Annotated in this window: 20 protein-coding genes; 9 read left to right on the top strand and 11 right to left on the bottom strand. The window is 69.6% G+C overall.

The features are described 5' to 3' along the window. The first annotated feature begins 14 nt into the window (after window positions 1-14). Window positions 15-794, top strand: coding sequence for an RNA polymerase sigma factor SigF (locus ABT340_RS34590; RefSeq protein ID WP_352015107.1), 780 nt, complete (start codon window positions 15-17; stop codon window positions 792-794). Here the strand turns inward: ABT340_RS34590 and ABT340_RS34585 are convergent. Then, window positions 791-1198, bottom strand: coding sequence for a hypothetical protein (locus ABT340_RS34585; RefSeq protein WP_352015106.1), 408 nt, complete (start codon window positions 1196-1198; stop codon window positions 791-793). The genes ABT340_RS34590 and ABT340_RS34585 overlap by 4 nt on opposite strands. Before the next feature lie 75 nt (window positions 1199-1273). Between ABT340_RS34585 and ABT340_RS34580 the strand changes: the two genes are divergently transcribed. Together ABT340_RS34580 and ABT340_RS34575 are read left to right on the top strand one after the other, a co-directional pair. Beyond that, window positions 1274-2314: a diacylglycerol/lipid kinase family protein gene (locus tag ABT340_RS34580; protein ID WP_352015105.1), complete on the top strand. Its 1041-nt coding sequence runs from the start codon at window positions 1274-1276 to the stop codon at window positions 2312-2314. 281 nt (window positions 2315-2595) lie between these two features. After that, window positions 2596-2850, top strand: a complete 255-nt coding sequence (locus ABT340_RS34575; protein ID WP_352015104.1) for a WhiB family transcriptional regulator — start codon at window positions 2596-2598, stop codon at window positions 2848-2850. A 92-nt stretch (window positions 2851-2942) separates the two neighbouring features. On the opposite strand, the gene ABT340_RS34570 is transcribed toward ABT340_RS34575, so the two are convergent. Beyond that, a complete protein-coding gene (locus ABT340_RS34570; RefSeq protein WP_352015103.1) occupies window positions 2943-4406 on the bottom strand; it encodes a sensor histidine kinase in 1464 nt (487 codons plus the stop codon). A gap of 67 nt (window positions 4407-4473) precedes the next feature. On the opposite strand from ABT340_RS34570, the gene ABT340_RS34565 reads away from it, so the two are divergent. From ABT340_RS34565 to ABT340_RS34545, 5 genes are all read left to right on the top strand, one after another. After that, window positions 4474-5631, top strand: a complete 1158-nt coding sequence (locus tag ABT340_RS34565) for an 8-amino-7-oxononanoate synthase (protein ID WP_352015102.1) — start codon at window positions 4474-4476, stop codon at window positions 5629-5631. A 73-nt stretch (window positions 5632-5704) separates the two neighbouring features. Further along, window positions 5705-6424, top strand: coding sequence for a GntR family transcriptional regulator (locus tag ABT340_RS34560; RefSeq protein ID WP_352015101.1), 720 nt, complete (start codon window positions 5705-5707; stop codon window positions 6422-6424). A gap of 19 nt (window positions 6425-6443) precedes the next feature. Further along, window positions 6444-7160 (top strand): dethiobiotin synthase, encoded by a 717-nt coding sequence (gene bioD, locus ABT340_RS34555; RefSeq protein ID WP_352015100.1) that lies wholly within the window; start codon window positions 6444-6446, stop codon window positions 7158-7160. A 31-nt stretch (window positions 7161-7191) separates the two neighbouring features. After that, window positions 7192-8187, top strand: coding sequence for a biotin synthase BioB (gene bioB, locus ABT340_RS34550; RefSeq protein ID WP_352015099.1), 996 nt, complete (start codon window positions 7192-7194; stop codon window positions 8185-8187). A gap of 138 nt (window positions 8188-8325) precedes the next feature. Continuing rightward, the gene (locus ABT340_RS34545; protein WP_352015098.1) at window positions 8326-9978 is read left to right on the top strand and encodes an acetolactate synthase; all 1653 of its coding nucleotides are present in this window, start codon (window positions 8326-8328) and stop codon (window positions 9976-9978) included. A 29-nt stretch (window positions 9979-10007) separates the two neighbouring features. On the opposite strand, the gene ABT340_RS34540 is transcribed toward ABT340_RS34545, so the two are convergent. Both ABT340_RS34540 and bsaP read right to left on the bottom strand, forming a co-directional pair. Next, window positions 10008-11648, bottom strand: a complete 1641-nt coding sequence (locus ABT340_RS34540) for a serine/threonine-protein kinase (protein ID WP_352015097.1) — start codon at window positions 11646-11648, stop codon at window positions 10008-10010. 247 nt (window positions 11649-11895) lie between these two features. Further along, window positions 11896-12105, bottom strand: coding sequence for a biotin synthase auxiliary protein BsaP (gene bsaP / locus ABT340_RS42530; protein ID WP_502992568.1), 210 nt, complete (start codon window positions 12103-12105; stop codon window positions 11896-11898). On the opposite strand from bsaP, the gene ABT340_RS34535 reads away from it, so the two are divergent. After that, on the top strand, window positions 12104-12484 hold the full coding sequence (locus ABT340_RS34535) for a thioesterase family protein (RefSeq protein WP_352015096.1): 381 nt from the start codon (window positions 12104-12106) through the stop codon (window positions 12482-12484). The two genes, bsaP and ABT340_RS34535, sit on opposite strands and share 2 nt — an antisense overlap. A 29-nt stretch (window positions 12485-12513) precedes the next feature. On the opposite strand, the gene ABT340_RS34530 is transcribed toward ABT340_RS34535, so the two are convergent. The 7 genes from ABT340_RS34530 to ABT340_RS34500 form a co-directional block, all read right to left on the bottom strand. Beyond that, the gene (locus ABT340_RS34530) at window positions 12514-12726 is read right to left on the bottom strand and encodes a biotin/lipoyl-binding carrier protein (protein ID WP_352015095.1); all 213 of its coding nucleotides are present in this window, start codon (window positions 12724-12726) and stop codon (window positions 12514-12516) included. A gap of 49 nt (window positions 12727-12775) precedes the next feature. Further along, a complete protein-coding gene (locus ABT340_RS34525) occupies window positions 12776-14107 on the bottom strand; it encodes an acetyl-CoA carboxylase biotin carboxylase subunit (protein WP_352015094.1) in 1332 nt (443 codons plus the stop codon). A 126-nt stretch (window positions 14108-14233) separates the two neighbouring features. After that, entirely contained in the window at window positions 14234-15526 is a 1293-nt protein-coding gene (locus ABT340_RS34520) for an HD-GYP domain-containing protein (protein ID WP_352015093.1), read from the bottom strand. Next, window positions 15523-16830, bottom strand: coding sequence for an HD-GYP domain-containing protein (locus tag ABT340_RS34515; RefSeq protein WP_352015092.1), 1308 nt, complete (start codon window positions 16828-16830; stop codon window positions 15523-15525). The genes ABT340_RS34520 and ABT340_RS34515 overlap by 4 nt, the downstream gene beginning before the upstream one ends. A gap of 264 nt (window positions 16831-17094) precedes the next feature. After that, a complete protein-coding gene (locus ABT340_RS34510) occupies window positions 17095-18039 on the bottom strand; it encodes an NAD-dependent epimerase/dehydratase family protein (RefSeq protein ID WP_352015091.1) in 945 nt (314 codons plus the stop codon). Between the two features lie 53 nt (window positions 18040-18092). After that, the gene (gene rsrA, locus ABT340_RS34505) at window positions 18093-18359 is read right to left on the bottom strand and encodes a mycothiol system anti-sigma-R factor (protein WP_352015090.1); all 267 of its coding nucleotides are present in this window, start codon (window positions 18357-18359) and stop codon (window positions 18093-18095) included. A gap of 34 nt (window positions 18360-18393) precedes the next feature. Further along, window positions 18394-18999, bottom strand: coding sequence for a sigma-70 family RNA polymerase sigma factor (locus tag ABT340_RS34500; RefSeq protein ID WP_184720417.1), 606 nt, complete (start codon window positions 18997-18999; stop codon window positions 18394-18396). Window positions 19000-19211 lie beyond the last annotated feature (212 nt).

The raw sequence follows: 19211 nt of genomic DNA, 5'->3' as shown, positions 1-19211 counted from the left end.
AAAGGACTCGTGCCATGGCCGCCAGCGACCACGCGGTGCCCGACCGGGTGCGCGCGCGCCTGCTTTTCGCGGAACTGGCGGAGTTGACCCCCGACGACTCACGGCGCCAGCGCATCCGTGACGAGCTCGTCGAGCTCCACCTGCCTCTCGTGGAGTACCTCGCCCGCCGGTTCCGCAACCGGGGTGAGTGGCTCGACGACCTCACCCAGGTCGCGACCATCGGTCTGATCAAGTCGATCGACCGCTTCGACCTCGCCCGTGGGGTGGAGTTCTCCACCTACGCCACCCCGACGATCGTGGGCGAGATCAAACGTCACTTCCGTGACAAGGGCTGGGCGGTCCGTGTGCCGCGCCGTCTGCAGGAGCTGAAGCTCTCGCTCACCAAGGCGATCAGCGAGCTGTCTCAGCGCGAGGGGCGTGCCCCGACCGTCGGAGAGCTGGCCTCGTTCCTGAAGATGACCGAGGAGGAGGTGCTTGAGGGGCTTGAGTCGGCCAACGCCTACTCCACGGTCTCCCTCGACGCGCCCGACTCCGGTGACGACGACGCGCCCGCGGTCGCCGACTCCCTCGGCATCGTGGACGACTCCCTTGAGGGCGTCGAGTACCGCGAGTCGCTCAAGCCCCTTCTCGAACGGCTGCCGCCCCGCGAGAAGCGCATCCTTCTGCTGCGTTTCTTCGGCAACATGACGCAGTCGCAGATCGCCACCGAGCTGGGCATCTCCCAGATGCACGTGTCCCGGCTGCTGGCCAGGACCCTGGCTCAGCTCCGCGAGGGGCTGACGGCGGAGGACTAGACGCCGTCCCGGTGCTCTCCGTAGAGCGCCTGGGTCGTCGGGGGTGACAGCAGCGCGACCAGTCCGATCACTGCCACGGTGATCAGCGGGATGCCGATCGTCCGCTGGTCGGACTGGATCAGCGTGACGCCCACGACGACGGCGAAGATCTGGGCGAGCACTCCGGGGCTCCTGGACCATCGCTCGGTCCTCAGCATGCCCAGGGCCACCCAGACCAGCGCGGCCCCGAGCAGGATGCCGAAACCGGCGACGAAGGCCGAGCTCACCACGTCAGAGGGCTGCCCGATGACCGTCTCGACTCCGACGTAACCGCCGAGCAGCACGGTGACGACGCCTTCGAGCGCCATGACGACGGCTGCGACGGTGAGAGTGAGCGGGCGCTGGTTCGACACGGGGTTCGACACAGCCAAAGCCTATCGCCGGGACATCTCGCCCTTCTCTGCCGCCGTGGCCGTGGTCGCGGCGGATACGCTGGCGTTATGCGAGCGATGCTCCTGGTGAACCCCAAGGCCACCACGACGAACCAGCGGACGCGGGACGTGCTGATCAGGGCGCTGGGCGCGACGGTGGATCTGACCGTCGAGGAGACCCAGTACCGGGGGCACGCGGCCCATCTGTCCCGCGAGGCCCATGGCTCCGGTTTCGACGTGGTCGCCGTGCTCGGCGGCGACGGGACCGTCAACGAGGCCGTCAACGGCCTGCTCGACGCCCCTGGCATCGCCGACATCACCGGGGAAGCCGTGGAGGGCGGCGACGCCGAGACGGCCCGTCGGGAAGATTCGTCCGATGACGGTGCCGTGGACGACGGTGTGAGCGGGGGCGCGGTGAACCGTCCCGCGCTGCTGACGATCCCCGGCGGCAGCGCCAACGTCTTCGCGCGGGCGCTGGGGCTGCCCAACGACCCGGTCGAGGCGGTCGGCGCGATCCTTGAGGCCCTGCGTGACGACAGACGCAGGACCGTCGGACTGGGCCAGGCCATCTGGAACGGCCGGCGCAGATACTTCACCTTCTGCAGCGGGCTCGGGTACGACGCCGAGGTGATCAGGGCCGTCGAGGGGCTGCGGGGCGCGGGACGCAAGGCCACGCCCGCCCGCTATGTGAACACGGCCCTGCACCACTATCTGTCGACGGACAGGCGGCAGGCGCCCATGAGCGTCGAGGGGCCCGAGGTGCCTCCCGCGGACGACCTCTTCATGGCGATCGTCTCCAACACCTCACCCTGGACCTACGTGGGCTCCCGTCCGGTCTGCCCGACGCCGTGGGCGAGTTTCGAGACCGGCCTGGACCTGCTGGGGTTGCAGCGGCTCGACCCTGTCACGATGTGCCATCTGATGCCCCAGATCATCGGGGTGCGTGAGACCCTGCCCACCGGCCGCCACCTGGTACAACTCCATGACGAACGGGAGTTCACGGTGAGCGCCCTGCGCCCCGTGGCCTTTCAGCTTGATGGTGACTATCTGGGAGAGGTTGAGCGGGTAACGTTCCGCTCCATCCCGAAGGCGTTACAAGTGGTGGTATGACCAGTTACATCCGGTCATCGTGTGACGCATCCGACATGCATATCAGGCAAAACCTTCTCCCAAACCTCTTGCATGTACTGAGCGTGGCTGACAATCTCAACATTGACGTCGGAACGTAGGACCTTTGAGCGGAGACATCGCTCTTGGGCCACCGGCGATCTAGTGAACGCAACCCCGAACCGAACCAGGCTCGGGCGATCGTTCGCGCTGGTTAGTGAAAGTCTTCACAAAGTACACCGCCGGAGCCGAAGCAAGGGCTCCTCATCCGAAGGAGTGGACGCATGGACTGGCGCCACCGAGCCGCCTGCCGTGACGTGGACCCCGAGCTTTTCTTCCCGATCGGCAACACCGGCCCCGCCCTGATGCAGATCGAAGAGGCCAAGCAGGTCTGCCGCACCTGTAACGTCAGCGAGGCCTGCCTGAAGTGGGCGCTGGAGTCCGGTCAGGACGCCGGTGTCTGGGGCGGCATGAGCGAGGACGAACGCCGCGCCCTCAAGCGTCGCACGGCACGCGTCCGCACCCGTGTCAGCGCCTGAATCTCAGCGATCCGACAGAACCTTAGCAAACCAGGCGACGACTCCCGCGCGCCCCTCCCCCCGGGCTCGAACCGTGACCCCATGCCACGGTCTCAGGCCACGGGGAGGGGAATGCTCAGCGTGACCTCGGTGCCACCGCCCTGACGAGGTTCGATCGCCAACCTACCCGACAGTTCGCCGACGACGAGCGTCCGTACGATCTGCAGGCCGAGGCTGGTCGACGACTCCAGGTCGAAGTTCTCCGGCAGGCCGTTGCCGTCATCGGAGACGATCACGTCAAGCCGGTCGGCACCTCGCTCGACGATCACCTGAAGCTTCCCGGGACGCTGGGCGAGACCGTGCTGGACCGCGTTCTGCAGCAGCTCGGTGAGAACCATCGCCAGCGGCGTCGCGATCTCCGAGCGCAGTACCCCGAACGTCCCGATCCGGCGCGGCACCACCTGTGCCTCGGGTGCGGCGACCTCCCCTGTCATCGCGATCACCCGGTCGGCGATGTCGTCGAAGTCGACCTGTTCCTCGGGTGTGTGGGACAGCGTCTCGTGCACGATCGCGATCGAGCCGACCCTGCGCACCGCCTCCTCCAGCGCCTCCCGCCCCTCCGGCAGTTGCAACCGCCTGGCCTGCAGCCGCAGCAGCGCGGCCACCGTCTGCAGGTTGTTCTTGACCCGGTGGTGGATCTCCCTGATGGTCGCGTCCTTGGTCATCAGCTCCCGCTCACGGCGACGCAGCTCCGTCACGTCGCGGATGAGCACCAGCGCGCCGATGCGCCCGCCCCCCACGACCAGCGGGATCGCCCGTAGCTGCACGACCGTCCCGCCCGACTCGACCTCGGTCTCCCTCGGTTCCCGGCCGCTGGCCACGATCATCAGGTTCTCGTTGATGGGCTCGTCGGAGTAGCACAGGTTCGCCGTGGTACGGCCGAGCTCGGCACCGACCAGGTCCGCGTTGAGCCCCAGCCTGCGGTAGGCGGACAGGGCGTTGGGCGAGGCGTAGGTGACCCGCCCCGCACGGTCGAGCCTGAGCAGTCCGTCGCCGACACGCGGGGAGCGGACCAGGATCGGTTCGGCGCCGGAGAAGGGGAAACGTCCCTCGGCGACCATCTGGGCCAGGTCGGAGGCGCTCTGCAGGTAGGTGAGTTCGAGCCGTGACGGGGTGCGCGCGGAGGAGAGGTTCGTCGAGCGCTGGATCACGCCGATGAAGTGGTCGGCGCGCCGTACCGGGATGGTCTCCTCGCGCACCGGCACTCCGCTCGACCAGTCGGGGTCGCCCTCCCGGCAGATGCGCCTCTCGTTCCAGGCGGTGTCGATGAGCGCCCGCTCGCCCTTGGCCGCCGTCATCCCCACGATGTCGTCGTGATAGACGGTCGGGCCCGTGGTCGGCCGCATCTGGGCGACCGCGATCCAGCCGGTGCCCTCCCTGAGGGGGATCCACAGGATGAGGTCGGCGAACGACAGGTCGGCCAGAAGCTGCCAGTCGGAGACCAGTGAGTGCATCCACTCAAGGTCCGCGTCGTCGAGCGCGGTGTGACGAACCGCCAGGTCGCTTAGAGTCGGCACTCGTGCATCATGCGTGGTTTGAGGGGCCGAACGCGAATCGGGCACACCACATTGGGAAAATGCCCCCATGACACATGGGCCCGATCCGCTGGCGCGCTTCCGAACCGCCGCGGTGGCGCGGGAGGCCGCGGGACTCAGACGGGTCCTGCGTGCCCGGGCCTCCGACGACGACCTGGTCGATCTGGCCTCGAACGACTATCTCGGGCTCGCCGGGGACCGGCGACTCGCCGAGGCCGCGTCCGCGGCGGCCTTCGAATGGGGAACGGGTGCGACCGGCTCCCGCCTCGTGACCGGTTCGACCGTGCTGCACGCCCGCCTTGAGGAACGGCTGGCCGCCTTCGCCCGCGCGGAGGGCGCCCTGGTGTTCTCCTCCGGGTACCTGGCCAACCTGGCGGCCGTCACGGCGCTCGGCCGCGACGCCCTGGTGGTCTCGGACGCGGGTAACCACGCCTCGATCGTGGACGCCTGCCGTCTGTCGCGCTCCCCCGTGACGGTCACCCCGCACCGGGACGTGACGGCCGTGGAGAAGGCGCTCGCCGGCCGGGACACCGAGCACGCGATCGTGGTCACCGACGCGCTCTTCTCCGTCGACGGGGACCTGGCCCCGCTGGCCGAACTGCACGCGGCGGCCGTACGGCAGGGCGCGCTGCTGGTGGTCGACGAGGCGCACTCTTTGGGGATCCTCGGGTTCGGAGGACGGGGAGCGGCGCACGCGGCGGGCCTGGCCGGGGAGCGGACCGTTGTGAGAACGGTCACACTCTCCAAATCCCTCGGTTCCCAGGGCGGGGCCGTCCTCGGCGCTCCCGAGGTCATCGAAACCCTGATAAACACGGGCCGTTCCTTCATCTTCGACACCGCTCTCGCGCCGGGGAGCGTGGCCGCCGCACTCGCCGCGCTAGATATCCTTCACAATCAGCCCGAACTGCCCGGACACGTGCTCACCAGAGCGAAGGAGCTGGCCGCCCTGGCCCGCGACCTCGGTCTGGAGACCAACGATCCGGCGGGTGCGGTCGTCCCGATCGTGCTCGGCCAACCCGAGACGGCGCTTCGGGCCGCCGTCATCTGTGCGGAACACGGGGTGCGGGTCGGATGCTTCCGGCCGCCCTCGGTACCGGCCGGCCGCTCTTGCCTGCGGTTGACCGCGCGGGCCAATCTGAGTTCCGACGATCTAGCGGTGATCAAGGGTGCGCTCACCGCCGTGGCCGAGATGAAGGTGACCATGTGAGTGAGCGAAGCGAGCGGACCTGCGGGTGGGACACGGGTCCCGTCGCCCTCGAACCTCCGGACGAGGTGCGGGCGTGACGGAGGAATCCCCCAGAATCCCGAAGTACTACGACGTCAAGCGCAGCCTGCTCGCGCTCACCAAGAGCCTGGCCGCCGGCAGCGCCCTGCCCCCCGAGCGGACGCTCGCGGTGCGTTTCGAGACGTCGCGCACCACCGTGCGCCAGGCCCTGTCCGAACTCGTGGTCGAGGGACGGCTGGTGCGCATCCAGGGCAAGGGGACGTTCGTCGCGCACCCCAAGGTCGCCCAGGTGCTGCAACTCACCTCCTACACCGGTGACCTCAGGACCGTCGGCCTCGAACCCGACACCAAGATCCTCGACATCAGCTACATCACCGCGGACGAGCCGCTGGCCCGGCGCCTGGCGATCAACCCCGGCGGCCGGGTGCTGCGGATCCACCGGCTCCGTCTGGCCAACGGAGAGCCGATGTCCATCGACACCACCCACCTGTCCGCCCGCCGTTTCCCCCGGCTCAGGCGCGAGCTTGAGGTGCACTCCTCGCTGTACGAGACACTGCACAACGCCTACAACGTACGGCTGACGGACGCCGAGGAGATCATCGAGACCGTGCTGGCCACGCCGTACGACGCCCAGGTGCTGAGCGTGGACGTGGGTCTGCCGATGCTGCTGCTCACCCGGCACGCCTTCGACGCCGACGGCAACCCGGTCGAATGGGCCCAGTCCCTCTACCGGGGAGACCGCTACAAGTTCGTCACCCGCCTTCGCCGCCCCTGACGTCCGTAAGGTGTGGAGGATGAGCATCCTCGTGATCACCGGGACCGACACGGGAGTCGGCAAGACGATCGTCACCGCCGCGGTCGCCGCGCTCGCCAAGGAGCGGGGCGCCTCGGTCGCGGTGGTGAAACCGGCGCAGACCGGGGTCGGCGCGCTCGACCCCGGCGACCTGGACGACGTCATCCGGCTGACCGGGGTGACCACCACCTTCGAGCTGTCCAGGTTCCCCGACCCCCTGGCCCCCGCGGCGGCGGCCAGGGTCGCGGGCCTGCCCCCGGTCTCCCTCGACCACGCCGCCGCCCGCATCGCCGATCTGGCCTCCTCCCACCGCCTGGTGCTCGTCGAGGGCGCGGGCGGGCTCCTGGTCCGCTTCGACGAGGAGGGGGCGACCCTGGCCGACCTGGCCAGGGCGTTGTCCGCTCCGGTGCTGCTGGTGACGCGGGCGTCCCTGGGCACGCTCAACCACACCGCGCTGACGCTGGAGGCCATGGCGGGACGCGGCCTCGACCTGGCGGGCGTGATCATCGGTTCCTGGCCCGCCGAACCCGGCCTCGCCGAACGGTGCAACGTCGCCGATCTGGAGATGCTCGCCGCCAGGCCGCTGGCGGGTGCGCTGCCCGAGGGCGCCGGATCCCTCGACCGGGAGGCCTTCGCCCGTACGGCCCGCATGGGCCTGGCCCCCGTGCTGGGAGGGGGCTTCGACTCCTCAGCCTTCAGATCCACATTTAGGCTCTAGCCGTAGCCGACGGCCTTCAGAGTGGAGCAGCATGAGCGACATACTCGACATCGCCCGCGTCCAGGTGCTTGAGGAAGGCAGAGGACTCGACGCCGGACAGGCCCTGCGGTGTCTGGAGTTACCCGAAGAGCGAGTTTCCGACCTGCTGGCGCTCGCGCACGAGGTACGTGTGAAGTGGTGCGGCCCCGAAGTCGAGGTCGAGGGGATCATCTCCCTCAAGACGGGCGGCTGCCCGGAGGACTGCCATTTCTGCTCCCAGTCGGGGCAGTTCAGTTCACCGGTCCGCGCCGCGTGGCTGGACATCCCGTCCCTGGTCCAGGCGGCCAAGGAGACCGCGGCGACGGGGGCGACGGAGTTCTGCATCGTGGCCGCGGTGCGCGGCCCCGACCGGCGGCTGATGGACCAGGTCCGCGAGGGGGTCGAGGCGATCAGGCAGGCCGTCGACATCAACGTCGCCTGCTCCCTGGGCATGCTCACCCAGGAGCAGGTCGACGAGCTGGCCGGGATGGGCGTGCACCGTTACAACCACAACCTGGAGACCGCCAGGTCGCACTTCGACAAGGTCGTCACCACCCACAGCTGGCAGGAACGCTGGGACACCTGTCTGATGGTGCGCGAGGCCGGGATGGAGCTGTGCTGCGGCGGCATCGTCGGCATGGGCGAGACGCTGGAGCAGCGGGCCGAGTTCGCCGGACAGCTCGGCGAACTCCAGCCCGACGAGGTCCCGCTGAACTTCCTCAACCCCCGTCCCGGCACGCCCTTCGAGTCGTTCCCGCTGCTGACGGGTACCGAGGCGCTCAGGACGATCGCGACCTTCAGACTGGCGCTGCCCCGCACGATCCTGCGCTACGCGGGCGGCAGGGAGCTGACGCTGGGCGACCTGGGCACCCGTGACGGCATGCTCGGCGGGATCAACGCGATCATCGTCGGCAACTACCTCACCACGCTTGGCCGTACCCCCGAGGCGGACCTCAACCTGCTGGCCGACCTGCGGATGCCGATCAAGGCGCTCTCCGAGACCCTGTGAGCCGAGGAACCCGCTCCCGGTGCCGTCCGAGGAGCGGGTTCCCCCATGTGACAGGTGGTCAGAGCGTTAGCCGGGGGGAATCTGGGCAGGGTCTCCAATCACTGTCCGGCTAAGTGACTGACTGGTAGGTTGCGCGATATGGAGTCTCCAAAGCACGCGGGCGACATCGCGGTCGCCGTCTCCAAGGCCTACGGGATCGAGACCATGTTCACCCTGTCCGGCGGGCACGTCTTCCCGCTGTACGACGGGGCGGTCCACGAGGGCGTGCCGATCCTCGACGTACGGCACGAGCAGAGCGCGGTCTTCGCGGCCGAGGCGACGGCCAGGCTGACCCGCAGGCCGGGTCTGGCCGTGCTCACCGCGGGCCCCGGCGTCACCAACGGCGTCAGCGGCGTGGCGACCGCGCACGCCAACGGCTCCCCCGTCGTGATCATGGGAGGCAGGGCGCCGAGGTCGCGCTGGGGCTCCGGCGCACTGCAGGAGATGGACCACCCGCCGTTGCTGGCTCCGATCACCAAACTGGCCTTCACCGGCTCCGGGCCCGACTCCGTCGGCGAGGACGTGGAGATGGCCTTCAGGACCGCCCTCGCCCCGCACCGGGGGCCGGTCTTCCTCGACTTCCACATGGACGACCTGTTCTCCCCGGCTCCCCCGCTCGAACACGCGACCAGGACCCTGACCCCCTCACCGCTCGAACCCGATCCCGACGCGCTCGCCGGTATCGCCGCCCTGCTCGCCGAGGCCGAACGCCCGGTGCTGGTGCTCGGCTCCGACGTGTGGATGGACCGGGCGGAGGAGGTCGCCAGGGGCTTCGCCGAGGAGTTCCGCCTGCCGGTCATCCCCAACGGACAGGGTCGTGGCATCCTTCCCGCGGGCCACGAACTCCTGGTCACCCGCGCCCGCGGCCTGGCCTTCTCCCAGGCCGACCTGGTGATCGTCGCGGGCGCCCCGCTGGACTTCCGGCTCGCCTACGGCTGGTTCGGCGGCAAGAACGGCACCCCGCTCGCCAGGGTCGTGCACCTGGCCGACGCGCCGTCGCAGCTGACCCCCCACATGCAGCCCTCCGGTGCCGCCGCGGGTGACCTGTCGCTGGTCTTCTGGGGTCTCGGTACAGCCTGCGGCGAGGCGGGAGTCTCCCCCAAGGCGTACGCGCCGTGGCTGTCGAGGTTGAGGGAGGCCGCCGACGCCGCGGTCGCCGGGGACGCCGAACTGCTGGCCTCCGACGCCGACCCGATCCACCCGATGCGGATCTACGGTGAGCTGAACAAGATCCTCGCCGACGACGCCGTGGTGATCGGCGACGGCGGCGACTTCGTCTCCTACGCGGGCAAGTACGTCGAGCCGAGGCAGCCGGGCAACTGGCTCGACCCCGGCCCCTACGGCTGTCTGGGCACCGGCCTCGGCTACTCCATCGCCGCCCGCCTGGCCAGGCCGTCCTCCCAGGTGGCGTTGCTGCTCGGCGACGGCGCCGCCGGGTTCTCGCTGATGGATGTGGACACGCTCGTCCGGCACCGCCTGCCGGTCGTGATGATCTGCGGCAACAACGGCATCTGGGGCCTGGAGAAGCACCCCATGCGGCTGCTGTACGGCTACGACGTGGCGGCCGAGTTGCAGCCGCAGTGCCGATACGACGAGGTGGTGACGGCACTCGGCGGGGGTGGTGAGCTGGTCACCGACCCGGCGGAGATCGGTCCCGCGCTGCGCCGGGCCTTCGACTCCGGCGTGCCGTACATGGTGAACATCGCCACCGATCCGGCGATCGCCTACCCCCGCAACACGACCGGGGTCTGAACGGCCCCGGATCGCCGGGGCCGTCCAGATCAGGAGGTGCTCGGGCTCGGGCTCGGGCTCGACGGGCAGGCGTCGTTGACCAGGGTGATGTCCACCGGCCGCTTCGCGTCCCACATGGTGCCCGCGCCGGGCCGCTGCTCGACCACCTTCATGCACTGGGTGACGTCGACGTCGGGGCCGATGCTTGAGGCCGCCTTGAAACCGGCCTTCTTGAGCACCGCCTTGGCCGCCTCCTCGTTGAGGCCCATCACGCTCGGCACCTTCTTCTTCACCACCGGCGTCGCGGTCGCGCTCGGCGAGTGAGTCGGGGACGAGGACGGTTTCGGGTTGTCAGCCGTCTTCGTCGGCTTTGCCGTTGGCTCCTCCGGCTCGTCGGATTCGGTCTCCGTCGGAGTGGGGGTCCGCGTCGGGGTGGGCTTCGGCTCGTCGTCCTGGGTGGGCCTCACCGTTGGGGCGGTCGTCTTGGGCGGCCTGTGGGTGGACGGAGGCTTCGCGGCGGAGGTGCTCACGGTCGGGACCACCATGCCCTGGGTGTCCTTGGTGGGGCCGGTCTCCCCCGCGGCCATCGCGTTGATCGCGATCCCGACGAGCCCGGCGCACGCCACGCCCGCGACGGCGAACACCGCGATCGTCCCGCCCTTACGCCGTGGCTTGCGTAAAGCCCGGCGACCACGTCCGGGGACGGAGACGGCGACCTCGGTGGCCGGGCTCCGTGGCGAACTCTCCTGGGGAGGCGTGGTCGCGGGCCCCGTCATCGGCGGACCCGGCTGCGGCGCGGGCTGCCAGGCGGTCTCCTGCACCGCCGGAGGCGGAGTGCCCGCCATACCACCCTGCTGGCCGGGAGCCGCCGTGGCCTGCCTGGCGGCGGCGCTCATCGCGGCACCGCTCGGGAAACGCCGGGCCGGGTCCTTGGACAGCGCCCGCTCGACCAGTGCCCGCACTCCGGGCGGGATGTGCGGCGGCAGCGCGGGAGGCTCCTCGCGGATGTGTTTGAGCGCGATGGTGACCGGTGTGTCACCGTCGAAGGGCCGCTGCCCGGCCAGGCACTCGTAGGCGACCACCCCGAGCGCGTAGATGTCCACGGCCGGTGTGACGGGTGCGCCCTCCGCCTGCTCAGGGGCGCAGTAGGCGGCGGTGCCCAGCACCATGCCCGCGTCGGTGAGCCTGCTCGCGGCGTCCGACCTGGCGATGCCGAAGTCGGTGAGCACGAGAGTGCCGTCCGAGCGGACCAGCAGGTTTCCCGGCTTGATGTCGCGGTGGACGATGCCCTGCTCGTGTACGGCCTGCAGGGCCGAGGCCGCCTGGGCGATGAGCTCCATCGCCGCCCCCGGCGCGATGCTCCCCAGACGCGCGAGCAGCCGGTCGAGCGGCTCCCCGTCGACGAACTTCATCACCAGGTATGCCGTCGCCCCCGCGCCGGGCACCTCGTGAACCCCGTAGTCATAGACCTCGACCACTCCGGGGTGGTTGATCGTCGCCATCGCCCGGGCCTCGCCCTGGAACCGCACCAGGAAGCCCGGATCGTCGGTACGGCCGGGCAACAGCACCTTGACGGCGACCGTCCTGGCCAGAACGATGTCCTCGCCACGCCAGACCTCGCCCATACCGCCGGCGCCGATGCGGGTATCCAGGCGATACCGCCCCGCCAGCGTCGTGCCTTGGGCCACCATGAAAATCCCCCGTAACCCTCTCCGCTCCCGCCTCAGGGCTCTCCAACAAAGCGGATTTGTATCGCGGCAACGTCACGGCGAAGTCACGAAACCCTGTGGGCCGGACAGCTTGTTAAAGGCGCGTGCCGTAGCATGGCACAAATCTCAAAATCTTTGCGGTAATTGTACAGATTGTGGCTTTACCCGCCGGGGGACGAAGCCACTTTGGCGGTCACGACCAGAAAACGGCAGGTCAGGACAGTCGCGATCAGCCGCTCAGCGAGCCGTGTTCCGAACAACGCGCCGACCAGCCACGCACAGTCACCTGAACCACCATTCGGCGGCGGCAGCGGGCGCAGTAGCGGGGCGGCTCGAAGGCACGGGCGGCGAGACAGGCCGCGTGGTCTCCCTCATCCGAAGGACGACCGCAGTGATCGCAGTAGGGGGTCACAGGATCAGACCCTATGCTGGCCCGCATGACGCTCGCTCCCGGTATGCACGCCCGGCTGCTCATCATGGTCGAGAGGAGCGACACCGCGACGAAGGTCGGCAGCGGGGACGTCCCCGTGCTGGCCACCCCGCGGCTGCTCGCCTTCGCAGAACGCGCGACCGTCCAGGCGATCGGGGACGCCCTCGGACCCGGTCAGACCTCCGTGGGGACGAAGGTCACGCTGGAACACCTGGCCGCGAGCCCGGTCGGCGCCCACGTCGAGATCAGCGCCGAGCTCACCGCGGTCGAGGGCCGTCGCCTGTCGTTCGTCTTCACCGCCCGCGACCGCGACTCCGTCGTCGCGACGGGCACGGTGGAGCGGGTGATCGTCGACCGCGAGCGTTTCCTCGCCGGTCTCACCCGCTGACCCCCGGCCGCGCCGTCCGCCCCGCGGGTCTACTCGATGACGGCGATGAGGTCGCCCTCCTGGATGACGTCGCCCTCGGCCACCTTGAGCTGGGCGATGACCCCCTCGTCCTCGGCGATGACGGGGATCTCCATCTTCATGGACTCAAGGATGACCAGGGTGTCACCGTCCTCGACGGTGTCGCCCTCGGAGACGAGGACCTTCCAGACGTTGGCCACCATCTCAGCGTGTACTTCAGCCACCGGAAACTCCTATCAATCACTGTGATTCAACTGTGCCAGACGGGATGACTCAGGCCCTCATCCGGGAGACCAGCCCGGTGTCGTAGCTCCCGTCAACGAACTCGGGGTGTTCCAGCAGCTCCGCGCAGAACGGCAGGTTGTTCTTCGGTCCCTCGACCTTGAAGTCCGCCACCGCCCCGCGGGCGCGCTCCAGGGCCTCGGCCCGGGTCTGGCCGTACACGCACAGCTTGGCCATCAGCGGGTCGTAGAACGGGGTGACCGTGTTGCCCTCGGTGTAGCCCGAGTCGACCCTGACGCCCTCACCGGACGGCTCCGACCAGACGGCGATCTTGCCGGGGCCGGGGAAGAAACGCTTGGGGTCCTCGGCGTAGACCCGGAACTCGATCGCGTGGCCACGCGGGGTGGCGTCGAGGTCGGTCCGCTCACCCGCGGCGATCCGCAACTGCTGCTCGACCAGGTCGACCCCGGTGACGAGTTCGGTCACCGGATGCTCGACCTGGAGCCTGGTGTTCATCTCCAGGAACACGAAGTCCTGCTTGTCGGCGTCGACCAGACACTCGACGGTGCCCGCGCCGAGGTAGCCGACCGCCTCGCCGGCCCTGACCGCGGCGGCCAGCATGCGCTCGCGCAGTTCCTGGGTGATGCCGGGGGACGGGCTCTCCTCGACGACCTTCTGGTGACGGCGCTGCACCGAGCAGTCACGCTCGCCCAGAGCGAGGACGGTGCCGTCGGTCAGGCCGAGGATCTGCACCTCGACGTGGCGGGCCCGTTCGATGTAGTGCTCAAGCAGGATGGCGGGTGTCCCGCCGAAGCGGGCCGCCGCCCTCGACGCCTGTTCGAACGCCTTGGCCAGCCCCTCGGCGTCGTGGGCGACGCCCATGCCGATACCGCCGCCGCCCCCGGCCGTCTTCACCATCAGGGGGTAGCCGATCTCCTCGGCCGCCGCGACCGCCTGCTCCAGGTCGGTGACCGGGGTACGGGTTCCCGCGGCGACGGGCACGCCCGCCTCCTCCATGAGGTTCCTGGCGTTGATCTTGTCGCCCATCCGCTCGATCGCCTCGGGAGATGGGCCGATCCAGACAATTCCCGCCTCGGCCACGGCCCTGGCGAACGCGGCGTTCTCCGAGAAGAAGCCGTACCCGGGGTGGATCGCCTGCGCGCCCGACTCACGGGCGGCCCGCAGGACCTTCTCCGCGTCGAGGTAGCTCTGCGCCGGGTTCGCGGGCCCCAGAAGGATCGCCTCGTCGGCCTCCCTGACGAACGGCAGATCCGCGTCTGCCTCGGAATACACCGCGATGGCCCGCAGGCCCATGCGCTGGACCGTACGGATGATCCGTCGTGCGATTTCGCCGCGGTTGGCGACCAGAACGGACTCGAACACTGTGGTGGACCCCTTTCGACCGCTCCACCTTATGACCGGCTTCCCCACTCGGCCCTTCGTCTGAGCCACCGATCACGGCAACACGATCTGTAGGAAACCCACAACAGTGCGAGGAAACCGTACGGCTCAAAGTCTGTTGAGGCAGGCCAGCCTGCCGACGACGCGGGTCATGGCCTCGACGACCTCGGGGTCGTACTCCTCCCCCGCGCCGAGGTGGAGCCGTTCGAGCGCCGCCCCTGCCCGGTCGCGGTCGACGGACCCGCCGACCAGGTCGTCGTAGGCGTTGGCCGCCTTGATGACACGGCTGGCCACCGGCGGGTTCTCCGCGCAGCCGTCGCACTGACGCCGGACGATCTCGGCGACGCGGTCGAGCACCCCGGTCTGGCGGATCACCTCCGCCCCGAGTTCGGCGATGCGCCTGGCCTGCTCGGGCTCGGTGAGGACCGTGGCTCCGCCGGGGATCGGGTCGCGCAGGGACAACTGCCCGATGTCGTGCATGAGCGCGGCGTACTCCAGGTCGAGCAGCTCGGGCTCGGCCATGCCCAGCTCACGGCCGGTCGCCACGGCCAGGCGGCTGACCCGGTGGGAGTGCCCCGGCTCGACGTAACCGCCGACCTCGGTCACCCGCGCCAGCGCCCTGACCGTCTGCAGGTAGGTCGCCCTGATCCCGGCGTACTTACGGAAGGCCACCTGGGTGACCAGCAGGGGCGCGGCGAAGACCAGCAGCGCGGCCATGTCCATGCTGTGCGAGGCCAGCGCGAGCAGGATGCCCGAGGCCGCAACCGCCGCCCACAGCGGAGCCGCCATCCGCAGCTCGTCCTGTACGGCGACGCCGAAGGCCGCCCGCACCTGCTCGGCCCGCAGCACGGCGGCCAGCAGCACGTCGACCAGCACCATCACCAGGACGAGCAGGCCCATCACCCCGAGGGCGGGCCACCAGCCCCCCTCCGGACGTTTGGCCAGTTCGAACAGCGGACCGGCCAGCGGCCGGTAGGCCAGGGCGAGCAGGGCGCCGGTGAACAGCCTGCGCGCCATGGCGTCCGGGCTCGGCGGCCTGCCGACCGCCAGATGCGGCAGCGCACCGGCGATCATGCCGACCGTCAGCACCGCGATGACCTGCAGGGCCGTGTGCCGGGCCGGGACGCCCCCCAGATCCAGCAGCAACGTGTAGCCCAGGGCGGCGGCGGCGCCGATCGGCGCGACCTCCCTGTTGCCCGGCATCGTGAGCCTGGCCAGCTCACCCGCGGCGATCAGCGCGCCGAACCCGACGGCGACGCTGGGGGCGGTCAGACCGGTCGCGGCCGTGTGCGCGACCCCGGCGACCGCCAGCAGACCGGCCGCGCAGATCAGCAGGAGCTGACCGGAGTCGAGCCGCCGGAACGTCCTGGTGGCCAGGGTTGTCGTGGTGGTGCTGCTCACCGCTCGGGCACCACCTGGATGGGCATCGTCGGATCGTCGTGGTCCTTGGCGGTCGTCTCCGCCGTGTCCTCGGGGGGTGCGACGACCTTGCGCGGCGCCTCCCAGCCGTGACGGTCGACGGCCTTGGTGAAGGCGACGACCATCTCCGGGTCGAACTGAGTGCCCGCCCCCTTGCGCAGTTCGGCCATGGCCACCTCCACGGGCCGGGCGCCCCGGTAGGAGCGGTCGGAGGTCATCGAGTCGAAGGCGTCGGCGACCGCGATGATCCGGGCGAACTCCGGTATCTCCTCCCCGGCCAGCCCCATCGGGTACCCCTTTCCGTCCTGCCGCTCATGGTGGTGCATGATCCCGGCGAACGCCTCGTCGAGGAAGTCGATGCCCCGCACGATCTCCAGTCCGCGCATCGGGTGCAGCTGGATGGCGGCGTACTCCTCCTCGGTGAGCGGCCCGTCCTTCTGCAGCACCTTGGTCGGCACTCCCAGCTTGCCCACGTCGTGCAGCATCCCGGCGTAGCGAATCGCCCGCAACCTCTCGGAGCCCATGCCGATCTCCTGGGCGATCATTCCGGAGGCCAGCGAGACCCGGGTGCAGTGGCCTCGGGTGTAGTAGTCCTTGGTCTCCACCGCCTGGCACAGCGCGGCGATCGTGGCGTCGTAGGAGCGTTGCTGGGCGAGGTACTGGCCGAAGGCCCAGCGGGCGACGAAGAGCGGCAGCAGCACGAGCACCGCGGAGATCGAGTTGACCGTGGCCCACAGCCCGGCGATCAGCAGTCCGAAGGTGGCGTAACCCAGGTAGGAAACCATGAACTGGGCCAGTCCCCGCAGCGGAGGCACCTGGTCGGCCTGCCCGGTGACGACCAGGACGATCGCGATGAGGACGAAGTTGAGCGGTACGAAGACAGCCGCGGCCCCGGCGAACGGCACGATCAGGTCGTCGAACCCGGCGATGTCCGGCAGCCTGGCCCTGCCGCCGAGCCACTCGTAGGCGCAGCCCGCGGCGTAACCGCAGATGGCGAACTGGGCGCCGTTGAACAGGCGCTTGACCAGCGGCAGCCCGGGACGCACGCTGAAGACGGCCGTCATGCCGACCAGCGCGGCGCCCTGCGGCCCGACGAGCACCACGGCGGCGAGCGCGGCCGAGAAGCTGACCGAGACCGCCGCCTGCTTGACGTTGAGCAGGGTCGGCACCGACTCGCACACCAGGAACAGCAGGGCCAGCACCAGGAGGTTCGACCAGTCGAGCCACTCCAGACGATCGCTTCCCGCCACGCTGTATCCGAGCAGCGCGCACGCCACTCCGATCACAGCGACCAAATAGACCTTGGCAAACCACGGCAGTCCACGCAAAGCGGCCACCCTTGGGGTCCTACGCGCGCGTGCTCAGGTCCAGGAGATCCCCAGTCGGATGGGGGTGACCGTTTCCTTCAACATGCGCTGCCTCCATGTCGATTTCCCACTCAGGCTACAGAAGCCGAACAGGCCAAGACCGGCAGACGTGGAATCGCAAGCAAAGCGTAACCAATCCATCACCCCACGCCATCACGGACCATCCCGTACGGCTCGCACCCGTTACGGCGCCGTACGCCTGGCCCTGGCCCAGTCGACGGTGACCTTCAGCCCGGCGGCCAGGTCCGTTCCCGGCCGCCAGCCGAGGCCCTCGAACGCCGGGGTGGGGTCGACCGCCATCGCCGGCAGGTCGCCGAGCCTGGCCGGCGCGCTGTCCGGCGCGTCGGGGGCCCCCGCCGCGGCGGCGACCAGGGAGTGCAGTGCCCGGTCCGTCGTCTCGACGCCCGTGCCCAGGTTGAACCTGCGGCCGTCGCCCTCCTGCCCGCAGGCCCGCGCGAAGCCGTCCACCACGTCGTCGACGAACACGTAGTCACGGGTCTGGGTGCCGTCGCCGTACACGACCGTGGGGGTGCCGTTGAGCAGGGCGTCGGTGAAGATGGCCACCACCCCCGCCTCCCCCTGCGGAGACTGGCGCGGGCCGTAGACGTTGGCGAGCACGAGCGTGGTGTACTCGATGCCGTACAACGCCCTGAAGGTCGCCAGGTAGGTCTCCGCGCTGAGCTTGGACGCCGCGTACGGCGAGCGCGGGTCGGTGGCCGCGTCCCCGGGCACCGGGATGACGGCGGGCCTGCCGTACACGGCGACGGAGGAGGCGAGGACGACCTTCCTGGTGCCGCCGCGGTGGGCGGCGGTCAGCACCGAGGCGGTCCCCTCGACGTTCAGCCTGGCGTCGTGGACGGGGTCGGCCACGCTCTTGCGCACACTGATCTGCGCGGCCAGGTGACAGATCACCTCGGGCCTGACCTCGGCGGCCAGGCCGATCAGGGCCGGGTCGCGGATGTCCATCTCGTGCAGGGAGAAGCGCGGGCTCTCGGCCGCGGCGGCGAGGTTGCCCCGGTCTCCACCGGACAGGTCGTCGACCGCGGTGACCTCGTGGCCGTCGGCCAGCAGCCGGTCGACCAGGGTGGAACCGATGAACCCGGCCCCACCGGTGACGAGTATCCGCATGCCAAACCCCCAGGTCTCTCGTGTGGCACAGCCGTACGAGAGATCCTAAGAGGTCAGCCCGTCAGTTCGGAGCGGACCTGCTCGATCCGGCCGAGCACCTTGGCACGCAGGTCCTCGGAGGCCTTGTCACAGCCGCAGTGTTTGGCGATCAGCTGCTTGACCACCTGTTCGAGACCGTACTCCTCCAGGCAGGGACCGCACTCGTCCAGGTGCACGCGGATGTCGGCGCAGTTGCCCTCGTCCAGCTCGCCGTCGAGGTAGGTGTAGACCTTCTCCAGGACGTCCCGGCAGTCGGTGGCGTGGGGCTTTCCACAGCTCATGCGATCACCTCGCCACAGAAGTCGCCGTGCTCGCTCACTTCGCACCCTCCGCGGGGACCAGACCACGCTCACGGGCGTAGTCCTCAAGTTGCGTCCGCAGCTGACGCCTGCCGCGGTGCAGCCTCGACATCACGGTCCCGATGGGCGTGCCCATGATGTCGGCGATTTCCTTGTAGGGGAAGCCCTCCACGTCGGCGAGGTAGACCGCGATGCGGAACTCCTCGGGCAGGGCGGCGAGCGCCTGCTTGACGTCACTGTCGGGGAGGTGTTCGAGCGCCTCGATCTCCGCCGACTTCAGGCCGCCGGAGGTGTGCGACTCGGCCCTGGCGAGCTGCCAGTCCTCGATCTCCTCGGCGCCCGACTGCTTGGGCTCCCGCTGCTTCTTGCGGTAGCTGTTGATGAAGGTGTTGGTCAGGATGCGGTACAGCCAGGCCTTGAGGTTCGTGCCTTCCTGGAACTGGTGGAAGGACGCGAAGGCCTTGGCGAAGGTCTCCTGAAGGAGGTCTTCGGCATCCGCCGGGTTCCGGGTCATCCGAAGGGCCGCGGAGTAAAGCTGGTCGAGATAGGGCATGACATCCCGTTCGAACCGCGCGCTCCGCTGCTCCAGAGTCTCCTCGTCTGTCGCAGGGACCGGACCCACCCCCTTAGTATCGCCGGAGTCCTGCTGACGCGGGACGCCGTACTGAGCGGAGAATACCCGCTCATCAGGGAATGACCGATCACCGGGGCGGACGACGGGTTCGATCAAGGCGAGCATTGGCTGGCCAACCTCCCGAAAGGATCTGTGTTGTCCGCTGCAACACCCCCGCCCGGCCATCTGTTCCCACAAGATAGAAGGTGACGAACACCCCG

This window comes from Streptosporangium sp. NPDC000239 (assembly GCF_040300765.1).
GTDB lineage: Bacteria > Actinomycetota > Actinomycetes > Streptosporangiales > Streptosporangiaceae > Streptosporangium.
The sequence above is the reverse complement of the archived record's forward strand: the minus strand, read 5'-3'. Positions and strand labels throughout refer to the sequence as shown.

Bases quoted from the DNA above. Each gene is read 5' to 3' on its own strand.
- ABT340_RS34540 (WP_352015097.1), bottom strand. From the start codon at position 11,648: ATGGTGGCCCAAGGCACGACGCTGGCGGGGCGGTATCGCCTGGATACC.
- rsrA (WP_352015090.1), bottom strand. From the start codon at position 18,359: ATGAGCTGTGGAAAGCCCCACGCCACCGACTGCCGGGACGTCCTGGAG.
- ABT340_RS34580 (WP_352015105.1), top strand. From the start codon at position 1,274: ATGCGAGCGATGCTCCTGGTGAACCCCAAGGCCACCACGACGAACCAG.
- ABT340_RS34510 (WP_352015091.1), bottom strand. From the start codon at position 18,039: ATGCGGATACTCGTCACCGGTGGGGCCGGGTTCATCGGTTCCACCCTG.
- ABT340_RS34535 (WP_352015096.1), top strand. From the start codon at position 12,104: ATGACGCTCGCTCCCGGTATGCACGCCCGGCTGCTCATCATGGTCGAG.
- bsaP (WP_502992568.1), bottom strand. From the start codon at position 12,105: ATGCGGGCCAGCATAGGGTCTGATCCTGTGACCCCCTACTGCGATCAC.
- ABT340_RS34545 (WP_352015098.1), top strand. From the start codon at position 8,326: ATGGAGTCTCCAAAGCACGCGGGCGACATCGCGGTCGCCGTCTCCAAG.
- ABT340_RS34575 (WP_352015104.1), top strand. From the start codon at position 2,596: ATGGACTGGCGCCACCGAGCCGCCTGCCGTGACGTGGACCCCGAGCTT.
- bioD (WP_352015100.1), top strand. From the start codon at position 6,444: ATGAGCATCCTCGTGATCACCGGGACCGACACGGGAGTCGGCAAGACG.
- bioB (WP_352015099.1), top strand. From the start codon at position 7,192: ATGAGCGACATACTCGACATCGCCCGCGTCCAGGTGCTTGAGGAAGGC.
- ABT340_RS34565 (WP_352015102.1), top strand. From the start codon at position 4,474: ATGACACATGGGCCCGATCCGCTGGCGCGCTTCCGAACCGCCGCGGTG.
- ABT340_RS34590 (WP_352015107.1), top strand. From the start codon at position 15: ATGGCCGCCAGCGACCACGCGGTGCCCGACCGGGTGCGCGCGCGCCTG.